This window comes from Jiangella muralis, assembly GCF_001270745.1.
Lineage (GTDB): Bacteria > Actinomycetota > Actinomycetes > Jiangellales > Jiangellaceae > Jiangella > Jiangella muralis.
Genome location: NZ_KQ434752.1, coordinates 452,505 through 468,690, shown reverse-complemented (window position 1 = coordinate 468,690; position 16,186 = coordinate 452,505). Strand labels below are relative to the sequence as shown.

Annotated in this window: 17 protein-coding genes; 8 read left to right on the top strand and 9 right to left on the bottom strand. The window is 72.8% G+C overall.

The window, feature by feature from the left end:
* Nucleotides 1-197: 197 nt before the first annotated feature.
* Together whiA and ACW62_RS05090 are read left to right on the top strand one after the other, a co-directional pair.
* Entirely contained in the window at nt 198-1,178 is a 981-nt protein-coding gene (gene whiA / locus ACW62_RS05095) for a DNA-binding protein WhiA (protein ID WP_053202979.1), read from the top strand.
* Nucleotides 1,175-1,858: a peptidyl-tRNA hydrolase gene (locus ACW62_RS05090; protein WP_205629143.1), complete on the top strand. Its 684-nt coding sequence runs from the start codon at nt 1,175-1,177 to the stop codon at nt 1,856-1,858. Before whiA ends, ACW62_RS05090 begins: the two co-directional genes overlap by 4 nt.
* 3 nt (nt 1,859-1,861) lie before the next feature.
* Here ACW62_RS05090 and ACW62_RS05085 read toward each other — a convergent pair whose 3' ends face one another.
* Both ACW62_RS05085 and ACW62_RS05080 read right to left on the bottom strand, forming a co-directional pair.
* Nucleotides 1,862-3,406: a flotillin family protein gene (locus ACW62_RS05085; RefSeq protein ID WP_053202978.1), complete on the bottom strand. Its 1,545-nt coding sequence runs from the start codon at nt 3,404-3,406 to the stop codon at nt 1,862-1,864.
* Nucleotides 3,407-3,431: 25 nt separating this feature from the next.
* Nucleotides 3,432-3,917: a hypothetical protein gene (locus ACW62_RS05080; protein WP_053202977.1), complete on the bottom strand. Its 486-nt coding sequence runs from the start codon at nt 3,915-3,917 to the stop codon at nt 3,432-3,434.
* A gap of 197 nt (nt 3,918-4,114) precedes the next feature.
* Between ACW62_RS05080 and gap the strand changes: the two genes are divergently transcribed.
* From gap to ACW62_RS05055, 5 genes are all read left to right on the top strand, one after another.
* Nucleotides 4,115-5,119 carry a type I glyceraldehyde-3-phosphate dehydrogenase gene (gene gap, locus ACW62_RS05075; RefSeq protein ID WP_053202976.1) on the top strand — a complete coding sequence of 335 codons (1,005 nt, stop codon included), beginning with the start codon at nt 4,115-4,117 and terminating at the stop codon, nt 5,117-5,119.
* A gap of 5 nt (nt 5,120-5,124) precedes the next feature.
* Nucleotides 5,125-6,315, top strand: a complete 1,191-nt coding sequence (locus ACW62_RS05070) for a phosphoglycerate kinase (RefSeq protein WP_053203135.1) — start codon at nt 5,125-5,127, stop codon at nt 6,313-6,315.
* Nucleotides 6,315-7,100, top strand: coding sequence for a triose-phosphate isomerase (gene tpiA, locus ACW62_RS05065; RefSeq protein WP_053202975.1), 786 nt, complete (start codon nt 6,315-6,317; stop codon nt 7,098-7,100). Before ACW62_RS05070 ends, tpiA begins: the two co-directional genes overlap by 1 nt.
* Before the next feature lie 155 nt (nt 7,101-7,255).
* Nucleotides 7,256-7,486 carry a preprotein translocase subunit SecG gene (gene secG / locus ACW62_RS05060; protein ID WP_053202974.1) on the top strand — a complete coding sequence of 77 codons (231 nt, stop codon included), beginning with the start codon at nt 7,256-7,258 and terminating at the stop codon, nt 7,484-7,486.
* Between the two features lie 22 nt (nt 7,487-7,508).
* Nucleotides 7,509-7,850: an RNA polymerase-binding protein RbpA gene (locus ACW62_RS05055; protein ID WP_053202973.1), complete on the top strand. Its 342-nt coding sequence runs from the start codon at nt 7,509-7,511 to the stop codon at nt 7,848-7,850.
* Nucleotides 7,851-7,983: 133 nt separating this feature from the next.
* Here the strand turns inward: ACW62_RS05055 and ACW62_RS05050 are convergent, their stop codons facing one another.
* Nucleotides 7,984-8,949 (bottom strand): helix-turn-helix transcriptional regulator, encoded by a 966-nt coding sequence (locus tag ACW62_RS05050; RefSeq protein WP_053202972.1) that lies wholly within the window; start codon nt 8,947-8,949, stop codon nt 7,984-7,986.
* Between the two features lie 49 nt (nt 8,950-8,998).
* Between ACW62_RS05050 and ACW62_RS32925 the strand changes: the two genes are divergently transcribed.
* Nucleotides 8,999-9,880, top strand: coding sequence for a DinB family protein (locus tag ACW62_RS32925; protein ID WP_083459232.1), 882 nt, complete (start codon nt 8,999-9,001; stop codon nt 9,878-9,880).
* 4 nt (nt 9,881-9,884) lie between these two features.
* On the opposite strand, the gene ACW62_RS33790 is transcribed toward ACW62_RS32925, so the two are convergent.
* From ACW62_RS33790 to tal, 6 genes are all read right to left on the bottom strand, one after another.
* The gene (locus tag ACW62_RS33790; RefSeq protein ID WP_157574401.1) at nt 9,885-10,061 is read right to left on the bottom strand and encodes a hypothetical protein; all 177 of its coding nucleotides are present in this window, start codon (nt 10,059-10,061) and stop codon (nt 9,885-9,887) included.
* 180 nt (nt 10,062-10,241) lie between these two features.
* On the bottom strand, nt 10,242-11,015 hold the full coding sequence (gene pgl, locus ACW62_RS05040) for a 6-phosphogluconolactonase (protein ID WP_053202971.1): 774 nt from the start codon (nt 11,013-11,015) through the stop codon (nt 10,242-10,244).
* Complete coding sequence (opcA, locus tag ACW62_RS05035; RefSeq protein ID WP_053202970.1) at nt 11,012-11,968, bottom strand: glucose-6-phosphate dehydrogenase assembly protein OpcA; 957 nt, start codon at nt 11,966-11,968, stop codon at nt 11,012-11,014. Before opcA ends, pgl begins: the two co-directional genes overlap by 4 nt.
* Entirely contained in the window at nt 11,965-13,494 is a 1,530-nt protein-coding gene (gene zwf, locus ACW62_RS05030) for a glucose-6-phosphate dehydrogenase (RefSeq protein ID WP_053202969.1), read from the bottom strand. Before zwf ends, opcA begins: the two co-directional genes overlap by 4 nt.
* Nucleotides 13,491-15,077, bottom strand: coding sequence for a glucose-6-phosphate isomerase (locus ACW62_RS05025; protein WP_053202968.1), 1,587 nt, complete (start codon nt 15,075-15,077; stop codon nt 13,491-13,493). Before ACW62_RS05025 ends, zwf begins: the two co-directional genes overlap by 4 nt.
* Entirely contained in the window at nt 15,074-16,186 is a 1,113-nt protein-coding gene (gene tal / locus ACW62_RS05020; protein ID WP_053202967.1) for a transaldolase, read from the bottom strand. The genes ACW62_RS05025 and tal overlap by 4 nt, the downstream gene beginning before the upstream one ends.

Sequence of the window (16,186 nt, the reverse complement as noted above, 5' to 3'; positions counted from 1 at the left end):
CGCCCGCCCGCCCCCGCCCCCGCCAAGTTGATCTTGGAGTAACCGCGGAATCTAGCGGACATATCGCCCCGCAATTCAGCAGTTGCTCCAAGATCAACTCGGACGTGGGGGTGCGGGGTGCGTTCGTGCGAGACGGGCGCCGTCCGGCATGCAGTGACCGTGACCGGACGGACCCTCCGGTGTGGCAGGATCACGGCATGGCGATGACAGCATCCGTGAAGGACGAGCTGGCTCGCCTCGAGGTGACAAGGACGTGCTGCCGTAAGGCTGAGGTGTCGTCGCTGCTGCGCTTTGCCGGCGGCCTGCACATCGTCAGTGGGAAGATCGTCATCGAGGCCGAGTTGGATACGGGGGTCGCGGCCCGCAGGCTGCGACGTGACATAGCGGAGGTGTTCGGCCACGACAGCGACCTCGCCATGGTGGCCGCCGGGGGATTGCGCAAGGGAAGTCGTTACATGGTCCGCGTCGTGCGCGACGGTGAGCGGCTGGCGCGGCAGACGGGGCTGATCGACGCCAGCGGGCGGCCGGTCCGCGGGCTGCCGCCGCAGGTGGTGAACGGAGCCGACCACGACGCCGAGGCGGCGTGGCGGGGCGCGTTCCTCGCTCACGGCTCGTTGACCGAGCCGGGTCGCAGCTCCGCGCTGGAGGTGACCTGTCCGGGACCTGAGGCGGCGCTGGCGCTGGTCGGCTCGGCCCGGCGGCTGCACATCTCGGCCAAGGCGCGCGACGTCCGGGGGACCGACCGCGTGGTGGTCCGCGACGGCGACGCCATCGGCGCGCTGCTGACCCGGCTGGGCGCGCACGACAGCGTGCTGGCCTGGGAGGAGCGGCGCATGCGCCGCGAGGTGCGGGCCACGGCGAACCGGCTGGCCAACTTCGACGACGCCAACCTGCGCCGGTCCGCGCGGGCGGCCGTCGCGGCGGGGGCGCGGGTCGAGCGGGCGCTGGAGATCCTCGGCGAGGACGTCCCCGACCACCTGCGCATGGCCGGCCTGCTGCGGCTGGAGAACAAGCAGGCCAGCCTCGAGGAGCTGGGCCAGCTGTCCGACCCGCCCATGACGAAGGACGCGGTCGCCGGGCGCATCCGGCGCCTTCTGGCGATGGCCGACCGCAAGGCCGCCGACGACGGCGTTCCCGACACCGAGGCCAACCTCACGCCGGACATGCTCGCGCCGTGAGCGACGGCCCGCCGTCCGGGCCGGAGGCATGGGCGATGCAGATCGTCGTCCACCTGCCCCGGCCCGGGTCGCCGGAGGGCGACCCGCCCACCCGGCGGGCGCTGCTCGAGGCGGTCGCGGCGGCGACCGGCCGGCTGGTCGCCGCCGGATACGCCGACGACGCCGACCCCGAGTGGGCGGCGGCGATCCGTCAGTACGAGGACGGCTGGATCCGCAAGGTGGTGCGCCGCGCCCGCGGCGTGCACTGGCGGCGGGTCCAGCCGCTGCCCGGCATCGGGGTGACGCATGACGGCGCGAGCGTGCGGGCGCTGCTGCCCGGCCCCGTCGGCGACCTGCCCGACGAGGTGCGCCGGCTGCAGGTCGGCGGCACCGACGTGGCGGACACCACGGAAGAGCGCGACGACGCGGACCCCGCCGCGCTCGCCGTCGCCCTGAACCCGGCCGTGACGATGACGGCGGGCAAGGCGGCCGCGCAGGCCGGGCACGCCGCCCAGCTGGCCTGGCACGCGATGCCGGCGGACCGGCGGCGCGAGTGGACGGCGGCCGGCTGCCCGGTCCGCATCGTGCCAGTGCCGCCCGCCGAGTGGCAGGCGGCACTGGTCCGGTCCGGGGTGGTCGTCCGCGACGGCGGCCTGACCGAGGTCACCCCCGGCACCACGACCGCCGTCGCGTGGTGGTGAGCGTCAGGGCTGCGGCACGGTGACGCCGTCGACCCCGTCGGCGCCGTTCGACGAGGCGGACGACCCGCCGAGCCGGCCCATCGCGCCCGACGCGGCGCTCTTGATCAGCTCGTCGAGGTCGAGGCCGGTGGCGTTCTTCAGCATCTCCAGCGTCTGCACGACGTTGTCGGTGACCTGCCGCGGCAGCGAGCTGACGCCGTCGGACGACACCACCGTCAGCTTGTCGATGGCGCTGATCGGGGCGGACACCTCGCGGGCCAGCGCCGGCAGCACCTCCACCAGCATCTGCAGCACGGCCGCCTCGTTGTAGTGCGCGAACGCCTCGGCCCGCTTGTCCATGGCCGCCGCCTCGGCGTGACCGCGGGCGAGGATGGACGACGCCTCGGCGTCACCCTCGGCGCGGACGGCCTCGGCCTCTGCGACCCGGCGGGCCTTCTCGGCCTCACCGCGCTTGGCACCCTCGATCGCGTCCGCCTCGGCGAGTGCGGCCCGGCGCGCCTTCTCCGACTCACCGACCAGCCGGGCCTCCTCGGCGCGGCCCTGGGCGGCGGCGATGGCGGCGGCCTTGCGCGCCTCGGCCTCGGCGATGTCGGAGTTCCGCTTGCCCTCGGCCTCCTGCTCGACGCGGTACCGCTCGGCGTCGGCGGGCTTGCGCACCTGGGTGTCCAGCTGCCGTTCGGTCAGCGCGGCCTGGCGGACGGCGACCTTCTCCTGCTCGGCGAGGATCGCCTGGTCCTGGTCGGCCCGGGCCAGCGGCCCGGCAGCGGCCGCCCGCGCCGACGCGGCGTCGGTCTCGGCCAGGATCTCGGCCTGCCGCAGCGCCAGCCCGCGCTGGGAGACGGCGATCTCCTCCTCGGCCAGGATGCGGGCCTGCTCGGCGGCCTGCCGGGCGTTGGCCTCGGCGATGGCCGCCTCCTGCCCGATCCGGGCCGCCTCGGGCCGGCCGAGGTCGGACAGGTAGCTGCCGTCGTCGGTGATGTCCTGGATCTGGAAGGTGTCGAGGACGAGGCCCTGGCCGGTCAGCGAGTTCTCCGACTCGTCGGCGACGCGCTGGGCGAACGCGGCGCGGTCGCGGATGATCTGCTCGACGGAGAGGCCGCCGACGATGGAGCGCAGCGCGCCGGCCAGCACCTCCTGGGTGAACGTCTCGACCTCTTCCTGCTGGGTGAGGAAGCGCTGCGCGGAGGCCCGGATCTGGTCCTCGTTACCGCCGACCTTGACGATCGCGACGCCCTCGACGTTGAGCTTGACGCCCTGGCCGGAGACGGCGCCACGGATCTGCACCGACAGCCGCCGGCTGGAGAGGTCGAGGATGTGCAGTTTCTGCACGAACGGGATGACGAACGTGCCGCCGCCCATCACGACGCGCTGGCCGGACAGGTCGGTCGAGATGATGCCGGTCTCCGGGTTGCGGACGGCCTTGCCGCGCCGCCCGGTGACGATGTACGCCTCGTTCGGGCCGGCCACCTTGTAGCGGCTGGTGATGAGCAGGACGATCAGGACCAGGAGGGCGATGAGGCCGATGACGGTGATGGTCGTTTCGTTCAACTGTGGATCTCCCCGTTGGAGCCCGCTACAGGCGGGCGACGGACACGGCGGTGGGTGACAGCACGCCGACGACCGTGACCGCGGCCCCGGTCTCGATCGTCTCGACGGCGCGGGCGTTCAGGCGGGTGAGATGGCCGCCGACACTGATGCTGACCACCCCGAAGCCCGCGTCGGGAATGGTCGAGACCACGACACCGTCGTAGCCGACGACGTCGGAGGTGCGCGGCGTCTGGTCGGTGGCGCCGTTCTTGAGCGTCCGGGTCAGCCAGGCGGTGAGGGCGGCGACGAGCGCACCGGCGACCACGCCGAGCCCGAGCGTCGCCGGCGTGCCGAGGTCGGCGGACTGCGCCAGCGACGCGCAGAAGCCGAACGCCGACAGGAACGCTGCCACGGCGGCGCTGGAGAACCAGTCGCCGCCGACGTGGAGGACACCGTCCAGGAACTCGCCGGCCAGTAGCGACACCAGGAGGAAGGCGAGCCCGGCGAAGCCCAGGACGAGATAGATGGTCACCCGTTGATCCCCCTGCCGGCCGCGCGGACGGCCCGATGGTAGCGGGTGCCGCTCGCGGGCGCGAAGACGGTACTAGCATGCGGATGACGGGCCACTCAACGTTTCCGGCAGCCATGCCCTAATGTTTCGTCTGGGTCACCACGACGGGGTGGACGACCGTTTCTTGTACGCCCCTGAACCGTGAGGAGTACCTCCTGATGACCATTCGTGTTGGTATCAACGGCTTCGGCCGCATCGGGCGCAACTTCGCTCGCGCGGTCTTCGCGCAGGGCGGCGGCGACATCGAGATCGTCGGCGCCAACGACCTCACCGACACCAAGACCCTCGCTCACCTGCTGAAGTACGACTCCATCCTCGGCACGCTCGCCGACGTCAGCTACGACGGCGACACCATCACCGCCGGCGGCCAGTCGTTCAAGGTGCTCAGCGAGCGCGACCCCGCGCAGCTCCCCTGGAAGGAGCTCGGCGCCGACGTCGTGCTCGAGTCCACCGGCTTCTTCACCGACGCCACCAAGGCGAAGGCGCACATCGACGGCGGCGCGCAGAAGGTCATCATCTCCGCCCCGGCGAAGAACGAGGACGTCACGGTCGTCCTGGGTGCCAACGAGGACACCTACGACCCCGCCGCGCACTCGATCATCTCCAACGCCTCGTGCACCACGAACTGCCTGGCGCCGCTGGCCAAGGTCATCAACGACGCCTTCGGCATCGAGCGTGGTCTCATGACGACCATCCACGCCTACACCGCCGACCAGAACCTGCAGGACGGCCCGCACAAGGACCTCCGCCGCGCCCGCGCCGCCGCGCTGAACATCGTCCCCACCAGCACCGGTGCGGCCAAGGCCATCGGCCTGGTGCTGCCGGAGCTGAAGGGCAAGCTCGACGGCTTCGCGCTGCGGGTGCCCACGCCCACCGGCTCGGCCACCGACCTCACCGTCACGCTGTCGCGCGAGGTCACGGTCGACGAGGTCAACGCCGCGTACAAGGCGGCCGCCGAGGGCCCGCTGGCCGGCTACCTGCGCTACACCGAGGACGAGATCGTCTCCTCCGACATCGTCACCGACCCCGCGTCGTGCATCTTCGACGCCGGCCTGACCCGCGTCATCGGCGACCAGGTCAAGGTCGTGGGCTGGTACGACAACGAGTGGGGCTACTCCAACCGGCTGGTGGACCTCGTCCGCTACGTCGGCGCGTCGCTCTGAGCGTGATGAGGGGAATCGACGAGCTGGGGGACCTGCGCGGTCAGCGGGTCCTCCTGCGCTCCGACCTCAACGTGCCGCTCGACGGGTCGGTCATCACCGACGACGGCCGGGTGCGCGCGTCGGTGCCGACCATCCGGCGGCTCACCGCGGCCGGTGCCCGGGTCGTCGTCATGGCGCACCTGGGCCGGCCGAAGGGCGCGCCGGAGCCGAAGTACTCGCTGGCGCCGGTGGCGAAGCGGCTGGGCGAGCTGCTCGGCGCCGACGTCGCGTTCGCCACCGACACCGTCGGTGAGAGCGCGCGGAAGACCGTCGCCGCGCTGGCCGACGGTGAGGTCGCGCTGCTCGAGAACCTGCGCTTCGACGCCCGCGAGACCAGCAAGGACGACGCCGAGCGCGGCGCCTTCGCGGCCGAGCTGGCCGACCTGGGCGACGTGTTCGTGTCCGACGGCTTCGGCGTCGTGCACCGCAAGCAGGCCAGCGTCTACGACCTCGCCCAGGCGCTGCCGCACGCGGCCGGCCTGCTGGTCCAGGCCGAGGTACAGGCGTTCGCGAAGGTCCTCGTCGACCCCGAGCGTCCGTACGTCGTGGTGCTCGGCGGCTCGAAGGTGTCCGACAAGCTGGGCGTCATCGACAACCTGCTCGAGAAGGTCGACCGCCTGCTCATCGGCGGCGGCATGGCGTTCACGTTCCTCAAGGCCCAGGGCTACGAGGTGGGCGGCTCGCTGCTCGAGGACGACCAGCTCGACACGGTCCGCGAGTACCTGACCCGCGCGGCCGACCGCGGCGTCGAGCTGGTGCTGCCGGTCGACGTCGTCGTCGCGGCCGACATCAGCGCCGACGCCGCCACGTCCGTGGTGCCGGCGTCGGCCATCCCGGCCGACCAGAAGGGCCTCGACATCGGCCCGGCCACCATCGAGCTGTTCCGCGGCAAGCTGGCCGACGCGAGGACGGTGGTCTGGAACGGCCCGATGGGCGTGTTCGAGCTGCCGCCGTTCGCCGAGGGCACTCGACAGATCGCGGTCGCCGTGTCCGAGGTCGGCGGCACCAGCGTCGTCGGCGGCGGCGACTCCGCGGCCGCCGTCCGCCAGCTCGGCCTGGACGAGGGCGCGTTCACGCACATCTCGACCGGTGGCGGCGCCTCGCTGGAGCTGCTCGAGGGCAAGGAACTGCCCGGCCTGACCGTCTTGGAGTCCTGATGGCGACGAAGACCCGCCGGCCGCTGATGGCCGGCAACTGGAAGATGAACCTCAACCACCTCGAGGCCATCGCGCTGGTGCAGAAGCTCGCCTTCTCGCTCAACGACGACGACCTCGAGAAGGTCGAGGTGGCGGTGCTGCCGCCGTTCACCGACCTGCGGTCGGTGCAGACGCTGATCGACGCCGACCGGTACAACATCGCCTTCGGCGGGCAGGACCTCTCGCAGCACGCCTCCGGCGCCTACACCGGCGAGATCTCCGGGGCCATGCTGGCGAAGCTGGGCTGCACGTACGTCACCGTCGGCCACTCCGAGCGGCGCGAGTACCACGGCGAGACCGACCAGCTGGTGGCCGCGAAGATCAAGGCGGCCTACCAGCACGAGCTGACGCCGATCCTGTGCGTCGGCGAGCCGCTCGAGGTCCGGCAGGAGGGCCGGCACGTCGAGCACACGCTGGCGCAGCTCGACGGCGCGCTCGACGGCCTGGGCGCGGAGCCGGCGGCTGAGATCGTCGTCGCGTACGAGCCGGTCTGGGCCATCGGCACCGGCGAGGTCGCCACGCCGGACGACGCGCAGGAGCTGGCCGCGGCCATCCGCGAGCGGCTGGCCAAGCTGTACAGCGCCGAGCTGGCCGCCGGCGTCCGCATCCTCTACGGCGGCTCGGTGAAGGCGGCGAACGTCAAACCGATCATGGAGCAGCCCGACGTCGACGGCGCGCTGGTCGGCGGCGCGAGCATCAACGCCGACGAGTTCGCGCTGATCGCCCGGTACCACCGCAACCCCTGAGCAGACCCTCGTACCCCCTAGGCCGGGGGCGGGGACATGATCATTCCCAGCGACCGGGTACCATTCGGCACGATGGGCCCGAACGCGTAGTCTTGGACCGTGCGCCCGGCGCTCGCCGGCCCCCCGCCGATCCGAAAGGACGAAGGCACACCACCGTGGAACTGGCATTCTCGATTCTGCTGGTCGCAACCAGCGCGTTGCTGATCCTGCTGGTGCTCATGCACAAGGGGAAGGGTGGCGGCCTGTCCGACATGTTCGGCGGCGGCGTCTCGTCCTCGCTGGGCGGGTCCTCGGTGGCCGAGCGCAACCTCGACCGCCTGACGGTCGCACTGGGCCTGGTCTGGGGCGCGGCCATCGTCGCCATCGGGCTGCTGAACGCCAGCTAGTACCCGTCAGAGAGGACGCACTGTGGTCGGAGGCAACGCGATCCGTGGCAGCCGGGTGGGCGCCGGCCCCATGGGCGAGGCAGAGCGCGGCGATTCCGCGCCACGCCGCAAGGTGACGTACTACTGCGAGCACGGGCACGAGAGTTCGCCTAGCTTCGCCGCCGAGGCCGTCATCCCCGAGTCGTGGGACTGCATTCGCTGCGGGCTGCCGGCCAGCCAGGACCGCGAGCACCCGCCGGCCGCGCCGCGCACCGAGCCGTACAAGACGCACCTCGCGTACGTGAAAGAGCGGCGCAGCGACGAGGACGGCGCGGCCATTCTCGAAGAGGCGCTGCAGGCGCTGCGCAAGCGCCGCTCGCTCTAAGGGTGCGGCTCCCGGGTCCGTGGCCTACTGCGCGGCGTCCAGGCGGCGCCTCGCTGCGTTCTCGTCAGTCGTCATAGAACCCCGCTATGACTCCTTCCTCGGCCTTGCGAGGCATCCACCTGGATGCCGCTCGCTACGGCCGAGACCCGGGAGCCACACCCTCGTTCTGCTCCAGGAACTCTTGAGCGGCGCGGCGCAGATCGTCGCGTAGCTCGGCCGGTTCCAGCACGATCACGTCGCCGGCCAGGCCGAGCAGGTGGATCCGCGTCTCGTAGGCCGACTCGAAGGTCATGGCCACCTGCTGCCAGCCGTCGTCGCCGTCGGCCACGGACTCCACGACGGCGTTGCGGGCCCAGCGCAGCCGGGTGGCGGCGTACCCGCGCACCCGCAGCCGGACCGGGTAGCGGCGCAGCCCGGCGAAATAACGCTCGCTGCTGTCGTGCCAGTGTGCGGCGAGGTCGAAGCCGGGCGGGCGTTGGAACCGCTCGCCGGTGCTCTCGGCCCGGGCGATGCGGCCGACCCGGTAGGTGCGGTAGTCGTCGTCCTTGCGGGCGACGAGGTACCAGGACCGCTTCTTCGCCACCAGCCCCAGTGGCTCGACGCTGACCGCGTCGGGCCCGCTGCCGTAGCGCAGCCGCACCCGGGTGTCGTCCCAGACCGCCTGCCGCAGCACCGCCAGCCACGGCGACGGCTCGCGCGCCTCCATCCAGTCGGCGTGGTCGACGAGGACCCGTTCGCGGGCGAGGTCGGCCTGCTCGCGGGCGTGCGCCGGCACCGTCGCGAGCAGCTTCGCCTCGGCCGTACCGGCGGCGGCGTCCAGCCCGAGGTCGGCCAGCACGTGCGCCGTCGACGCGACGAACAGGGCGGCGGTCTCGGCGGGGGAGAGGCCGGTCAGCCGGGTGCGGTAGTCGGCCGCCAGCGACCAGCCGCCGGCCCGGCCGCGGTCGGCGTAGACGGGGAAGCCCGCCGCGCTGAGCGCGTCGAGGTCGCGCTGCACCGTGCGGGTCGACACCTCAAGCCGCCGGGCCAGCTCGCCCGCCGTCAACCGGCCGTGCGTCTGCAGCAGCAGGACGACCTGGACGAGGCGTTCGGCGCGCATCTCCCTAATATGACAGACGGTGTCCTATTAGGGTTCTACGGTGGTCGGTATGTGGAGTGCCGACCTGCTCGACCAGCTCGAGTTCTACTGGACCGTCCATTTCCGGCCGCGGCTGGCCGGCCTGACCGACGACGAGTACCGGTGGGAACCGGTGGACGGGGCGTGGAGCCTGCGGCCCGGTCCCGGCGGTGCGATGGACCTCGAGTCCGTGCAGCCGGAGCCGCCGCTGCCGCCCGTCACGACCATCGCCTGGCGCGCCATGCACGTCGGCCGGGACGTGCTCGGCAAGCGGGCGCGGGCGTTCTTCGACCCGGACGCCGCTCCTGGCGCCGACATGTACGACGCGCGGCACTGGCCGGAGCCGCTGCCGGGGACGGCGGACGGCGCGCTGGCGCTGCTGGACGAGGCGTACGCGCTGTGGCGGTCCGGGGTCGCCGCGCTGGACGACGAGACGATCCTGCGGCCGCTGGGGCCACGCGGCGGGCCGTACGCGGACGACTCGATGGCCAAGCTCGTGCTGCACGTTAACCGGGAGGTCATGGCGCACGGCGCGGAGATCTGCCTGCTGCGCGACCTGTACCGGGCGCGGGCGGACCGGCGCGACCCCGTCGTCGCGGCCGCGCTGCGGGGCGACGCCGCGGCGGTGACGGCGGCAGTGGGCGGGATCGGCGCCGCCGCCGTCCGGCCGTCGCTGGTCGCCGAGGCCGCCGGGCTGCACCACTGGGACGTGGTGCGGGTGCTGGCGGCGGCCGGCGCGCCGGTGGACGGTGCACTGCACTACGCGGCCGGCGCGGGCGCGCTGGACGTGGTGAAGCTGCTGGTGGAACGCGGTGCGGACGTGTCGGCGAAGGACCACCGGTTCCAGCTGGACCCGGCCGGCTGGGCCGACTTCTTCCAGCACCCCGACGTCGCCGCCTATCTCCGCGGCTGACCGGTCAGGTCGCGCGGGCGGCGACGACGGCGGGCTTCGGCGGCTTGGCGTCGAACGAGTAGCGGCGCTTGCTCTCCCGCTCCAGCAGCCCGGCGTCGGACAGCCGCTTGAGCACGACCGGGCACACCTTGCACCGCGGCCGGTCCCGGCAGCACTTCTTCTTCGCCTTCATCGACGCCACGCGGGAAGGATAGGCAAGCCTTCCCCGCCGTGTCACATCTGTCCCGATGTAGGGCGATTTCGGGGCGAGGCGGGGCGGCCATGATCCGGCGGGTTGACGCCCGTGCCAACCGTTGGCGCTCTCGTCAACACGCCGGATCGGAGGACCGGTCCGAGGTGCGGCGATCCGGTGCCGCAGCTCTCACGGTGAGGCGGGGCGCCCCAGACCGGGCGGGAGCTCGGCCGCGGCGGCGCGATCCAGTAGCCACCGCGTCGCCCGCTGCCCCTGGGCACCGGCCGCCGGGATCTGCACCGGCCCGGACCCGCCCAGCGCCAGCCGCACCGCCGGCGCCTTGTCAGCGCCCGCCACCACCAGCCACACCTCGTCCGCCGACCGGATGACCGGCAGGCTGAGGCTGACCCGTTCCGGCGGCGGCTTCGGCGCGCCCCGCACCCCGACCACGGGACGGTCGTCGTGCAGGGCCGGGTGCTCGGGGAACAACGACGCCACGTGGCCGTCCGGCCCGACGCCGAGCAGCAGGACGTCGAACGCGGGCGCACCGACGTGCAGCCGCTTCTCCGTCTGGCCGGCCAGCACGTCCGCGTACGCCGACGCCGCGTCCTCCGGCGTCAGGTCCCCCGACGACGCCGGCATCGCGAACACCCGCGCCGGGTCGACCGGCACGTGGTCCAGCAGGGCGGCCCGCGCCTGCGTCTCGTTGCGGTCCGGATCGCCGGACGGCAGGAACCGCTCGTCGCCCCACCAGACGGACAGCGCGGACCAGTCGACGGCCGAGCGGGCCGGCGACGCGGCCACGGCGCGCAGCGTCGCGATGCCCGCCGTCCCGCCGGTGAGGACGACGGACGCGTCGCCGTGTGCGGCCCGGGCGTCGACCAGCCGGGTGATGAGCCGGGCCGCCACCGCCTGGACCAGCACGTCGACGTCGCGGTGGATCACGATCGTGGGTGTGGTCATCGCCTGGCCTTCGCCTTGGTCCGGGTGATCCTGCCGGTCTCGTGCAGCTCCACCAGCCCCTCCTGGATGACCTCGGCATAGACGTCGTCGGGGTCGAGCCGGCGCAGCTCCTCGGCCAGCGAGTCGCCGGCGCCGCGGCGGGGGAGTGCGACGCGGCGGTCGGCGCGGCCCGGGACGGTCAGCGTCGCCACCTCGTCGTCCGGACGCTCGATGGCGATCGGGCCGGACGCGCGGTCCAGTCGCACGCTGAACAGGCCGTCGACGCCGGTCGCCTTGGTCCGCGTGACGGGGATCCGCAGCGTGTGCGCCAGCCAGCCGGCCAGCAGGTCGGCGCTCGGGTTGTCCGGCCCGCCCACGACCCGCGCCGCCGTGATCTCCTCGTGCGGCGGCTGGTCCAGCGCCGCCGCGAGCAGCGCCCGCCACAGCGTCAGCCGGGTCCACGAGAGGTCGGTGTCGCCAGGCTGGTACGTCTCGGCCCGCTCCTGCAGCGCCGCGGCCGGCCGCTTGCACGCCGCGGCGTCGGTGATGCGCCGCTGCGCCAGCCGCCCGACGGGGTCGTCGGCGGGCACCGGGGGAGACTCGGCCGGCCACCACGCGACCACCGGGTTGTCGGGCAGCAGCAGCGGGACGATGACGGACTCCGCATGCCCGGTGAGCGGCCCGAACATCCGCAGCACGACCACCTCGCTGGCGCCGGCGTCGCCGCCGACCCGGATCTGCGCGTCGAGCCGGGCCGACCCGCGCGACGTGCCCTTGATGACGGCGATGATGCGGCACGGGTGCTCGTGACTGGCCTGGTTCGCCGATTCGATGGCGTCCTCGGCGCCGGCCTCCTCGGTGACGAGCACCAGCGTGAGGACGCGGCCCAGCGCGACCGCGCCGTGCTTCTCGCGCAGCTCGACCAGGCGCTTGGCGACGTCGCCGGCGGTGGTCGACGGGATGTCGATGATCATGGACGCCTCCAGGTGCGGCCGTCGCGGGCCAGCATCTCCTCGGCCGACGGGGGACCCCAGCCGCCGGGCGGGTACTGCTCGGGCTGCCCCGGACTCGCCGCCCAGAACTCCTCGATCGGGTCGAGGATCTGCCAGGACAGCTCGACCTCCTCGTGCCGCGGGAACAGCGGCGGGTCGCCCAGCAGGACGTCGAGGATCAGCCGCTCGTACGCCTCGGGGCTCTCCTCGGTGAACGAGCCGCCGTAGCCGAAGTCCATGGTGACGTCGCGCACCTCCATAGCGGTGCCCGGCACCTTCGACCCGAACCGGATGGTCACGCCCTCGTCCGGCTGCACCCGGATGACCAGCGCGTTCTGCCCCAGCTCCTCGGTGGCGGTGGACTCGAACGGCAGGTGCGGCGCCCGCTTGAACACGATCGCCACCTCGGTGACCCGGCGCCCGAGCCGCTTGCCGGTGCGCAGGTAGAACGGCACGCCGGCCCAGCGACGGGTGTCGATGTCGAGGCGGACGGCGGCGAAGGTCTCGGTCGTGGACTCGGCCGGGATGCCGTCCTCGTCGAGGAAGCCCTGGACCTTCTGCCCGCCGGCCCAGCCCGCCGCGTACTGCCCGCGCGCGGTGTGCTGACCGAGGTCCGGGGGCAGCCGGACCGCGGAGAGCACCTTCTCCTTCTCCGCCCGCAGGTCCGACGCGTTGAACGAGACCGGCTCCTCCATGGCCACCAGCGCCAGCAGCTGGAGCAGGTGGTTCTGGATGACGTCGCGGGCCGCGCCGATGCCGTCGTAGTAGCCGGCCCGGCTCTCGATGCCGATGTCCTCGGCCATCGTGATCTGCACGTGGTCGACGAAGTGGGCGTTCCAGATCGGCTCGAACAGCTGGTTGGCGAAGCGCAGCGCCAGGATGTTCTGGACCGTCTCCTTGCCCAGGTAGTGGTCGATGCGGAAGATCGAGTCGGGCGGGAAGATGCTCTCGACCGTCGCGTTGAGCTGCCGGGCACTCTGGAGGTCGTGGCCGAACGGCTTCTCGATGATCACCCGGCGCCACTGCTCCGGGCCGTCCGGGTGGGCCAGCCCGGAGCGGTCCAGTTGCTTGCAGACGATGTCGAAGAACGACGGCGGGATCGACAGGTAGAACGCGTGGTTGCCGCCCGTGCCCTGCTGTTCGTCCAGCTCGTGGACGGTCTCGGCCAGCCGGTCGAACGCGTCGTCGTCGGAGAAGTCGCCCGGGACGAACCGGAACCCCTGCGCGAGCTGCCGCCAGGTCGCCTCCCGGAACGGGGTGCGCGCGTGCTGCTTGACGGCGTCGTGCACGATCTTGCCGAAGTCCTGCGTGGCCCAGTCGCGCCGGGCGAACCCGACCAGCGAGAACCCGGGCGGCAGCAGGCCGCGGTTGGCGAGGTCGTACACCGCCGGCATCAGCTTCTTGCGCGCGAGGTCGCCGGTGACCCCGAAGATCACCAGGCCGGACGGGCCGGCGATGCGGGGCAGCCGCTTGTCGCGTTTGTCGCGCAGCGGGTTCTGGTAGTTCACCGCAGAATGTCCCTCAGCGTCTCGATGCCTGCCTTGCGGTCGGTCAGATGCAGCCGGAGCACCGGGCGGTCGTGGTCGGCCAGCACCTGGGCGTCGCCGGTCGCCTGCGCGGCGATCAGCTGCCCGAACGTGAACGGCCGGTCCGGGATCGCCAGGTCGTCCGCCGGCGCGCCGGTGACCTGCAGATACACGCCCTGCGCCGGCCCGCCCTTGTGGTACTGGCCGGTGGAGTGCAGGAACCGCGGGCCCCACCCGAACGTCACGGGCCGCTCGGTCCGCCGCTCCAGCGGCACGCGGACGTCGGCCAGCCCGGCGTCGTCGCCCTCGCGGTCGAGGTAGGCCATGACGGCGAGGTAGCCGTCCGGCGCCAGCCGGCCGAGCAGCGCGTCGACGGCGCCGCTCAAGGTCGTCACCCCGTCGAGCAGGCCGGCTGAGCCGCGCACCTCGACGACGCCGTCGGTGAAGGCGGGCGTCTCGGGCGCCGGCGTGGCGTCGAGCAGGCCACGGGCGGCGTTCTTCGCGCTCTCGACGTCGGGCTGGTCGAACGGGTTGATGCCCAGCAGCTTGCCGGCGACGGCCGTCGCGTACTCCCACAGCAGGAACTGCGCGCCCAGCTCACCGGTGACGACGACGCCCTTGGCGGGTGTTTCGGCGGGCGCGCCGACGATGGCCGGGAGGACGTCGGCGGCGGGGTGCGCGATCTCGGGATCATCGACGCTGCCGCTGGCGATCGGCAGGATGCCGGTGCCCAGCTTGCCGGTGGACTCGGCGATCAGCTGCTCGGCCCAGTCGGCCAGGCCGGAGATGCCCGAGCCGGCGTCGGCGATGGCGACCTTGTCGCGGCCGTCGGCCTTGCCGCCGGCGAGCGCGGCGCCCAGCCGCAGTGCCGGGTTGTCGGTGACGTCGCCGCCCAGCCGCTCGGCGGCGGCCGCTGCCTCGTCCAGCAGCGCGGCGATGTCGGCGCCGGCCAGCCCGCTCGGGACCAGCCCGAACGCCGTCAGCGCGGAGTAGCGGCCGCCGACGTTCGGGTCGGCGAGGAACACCCGGCGGTAGCCGCCCGCCTCGGCCAGCTCGGCCAGCCCCGACCCCGGGTCGGTGACGGCGACGATGCGGCTGGCGGAATCGATGCCGGCCGCCTCGAACGCGGCCGCGAAGACCCGCCGCTGGCTGTCGGTCTCGACCGTCGAGCCGGACTTGCTGGACACCACGATGACGGTGCGGTCGAGGCGGTCGGCCAGCGCCCGGGTCACCGAGCCCGGGTCGGTCGTGTCGAGCACCGTCAGCTCGACGCCCGCCGTCCGGGTGATGACCTCCGGCGCCAGCGACGAGCCGCCCATGCCGGCCAGCACGATGCGGTCCAGGCCCTCGGCCCGCAGCTCGGCCGACAGCGCCTCGATCTCGGCCAGCAGTGGCCGCGACGTCTCGTGCAGGTCGGTCCAGCCCAGCCGGATGGACGCCTCCGGCTCGGCCTCCGGGCCCCACAGCGTGGCGTCCTTCGCCGCGATGCGCGACGCGACCTTCTCGCCGACCAGGCCCTCGACGACGGCGTCGACGCCGTACGTGGTGACGGTCAGAGCGGTCACTTGGCGGCCTCCAGCTTGGCGTTCACGGACTCGAGCAGGTCGTTCCAGCTGGTCTCGAACTTCTCCACGCCCTCGCGCTCGAGCACCTCGCTGACGTCGTCGAGATCGACGCCGGCGGCGCGGACGGCGGCCAGCGTGTTCCACGCGTTCTCGCGGTTGGGCCGGATGGTGTCGCCGGTGATGTCGCCGTGGTCGGCGACCGCCTCGATGGTCGCCTCGGGCATGGTGTTGACGGTGTCGGGCGCGACCAGCTGGGTGACGTACATGGTGTCGTCGTAGTCGGGGTTCTTCGTCGACGTCGACGCCCACAGCGGCCGCTGCCGCTGCGCCCCGGCCTGCTCGAGCCGCTGCCAGCGCTCGGCCGCGATGACGTCCTCGTAGGCGGCGTAGGCCAGCCGGGCGTTCGCGATGGCGGACTGGCCGCGCAGCGCCAGCGCTTCGTCGGAGCCGATCGACTCGAGCCGCTTGTCGATCTCGGAGTCGACCCGGCTGACGAAGAAGGACGCGACCGAGGCGATGCCGTCGAGCGACTCACCGGCGGCGACCCGCTGCTCGAGTCCCGCCTGGTAGGCGTCCATGACCTCACGGTAGCGGTCGATGGAGAAGATCAGCGTGACGTTCACGCTGATTCCCGCCGCGATGCCCGCGGTGATCGCCGGCAGGCCGGCCTTCGTCGCGGGGATCTTGACGAAGACGTTCGGCCGGTCGACCTCGGCCCACAGCTCCTCGGCCTGGGCGATGGTGGCGCCGGTGTCGTGCGCCAGCCGCGGGTCGACCTCGATGGAGACCCGGCCGTCGCCGTTCGTGCTGCGCTGTGCGACCGGCCCGAACAGGTCGGCGGCCGCGCGGACGTCGTCGGTGGTGAGATCGCGCACGGCGGCGTCGGCGTCGGAGCCCTGGCCGGCGTGGCGGCGCAGGTCGTCGTCGTACAGGCTGCTCTTGGTGATGGCGGCCTGGAAGATCGACGGGTTCGTGGTGACGCCGACGACGTGCTTGTCGTCGATCAGTGACTGCAGGTTCCCGGTGGTCAGGCGGTCGCGGGACAGGTCGTCGAGCCAGATGGCGACGCCCTCCGCGGAGAGCCGGCCGAGCGGATCGTTGGTGTTCAT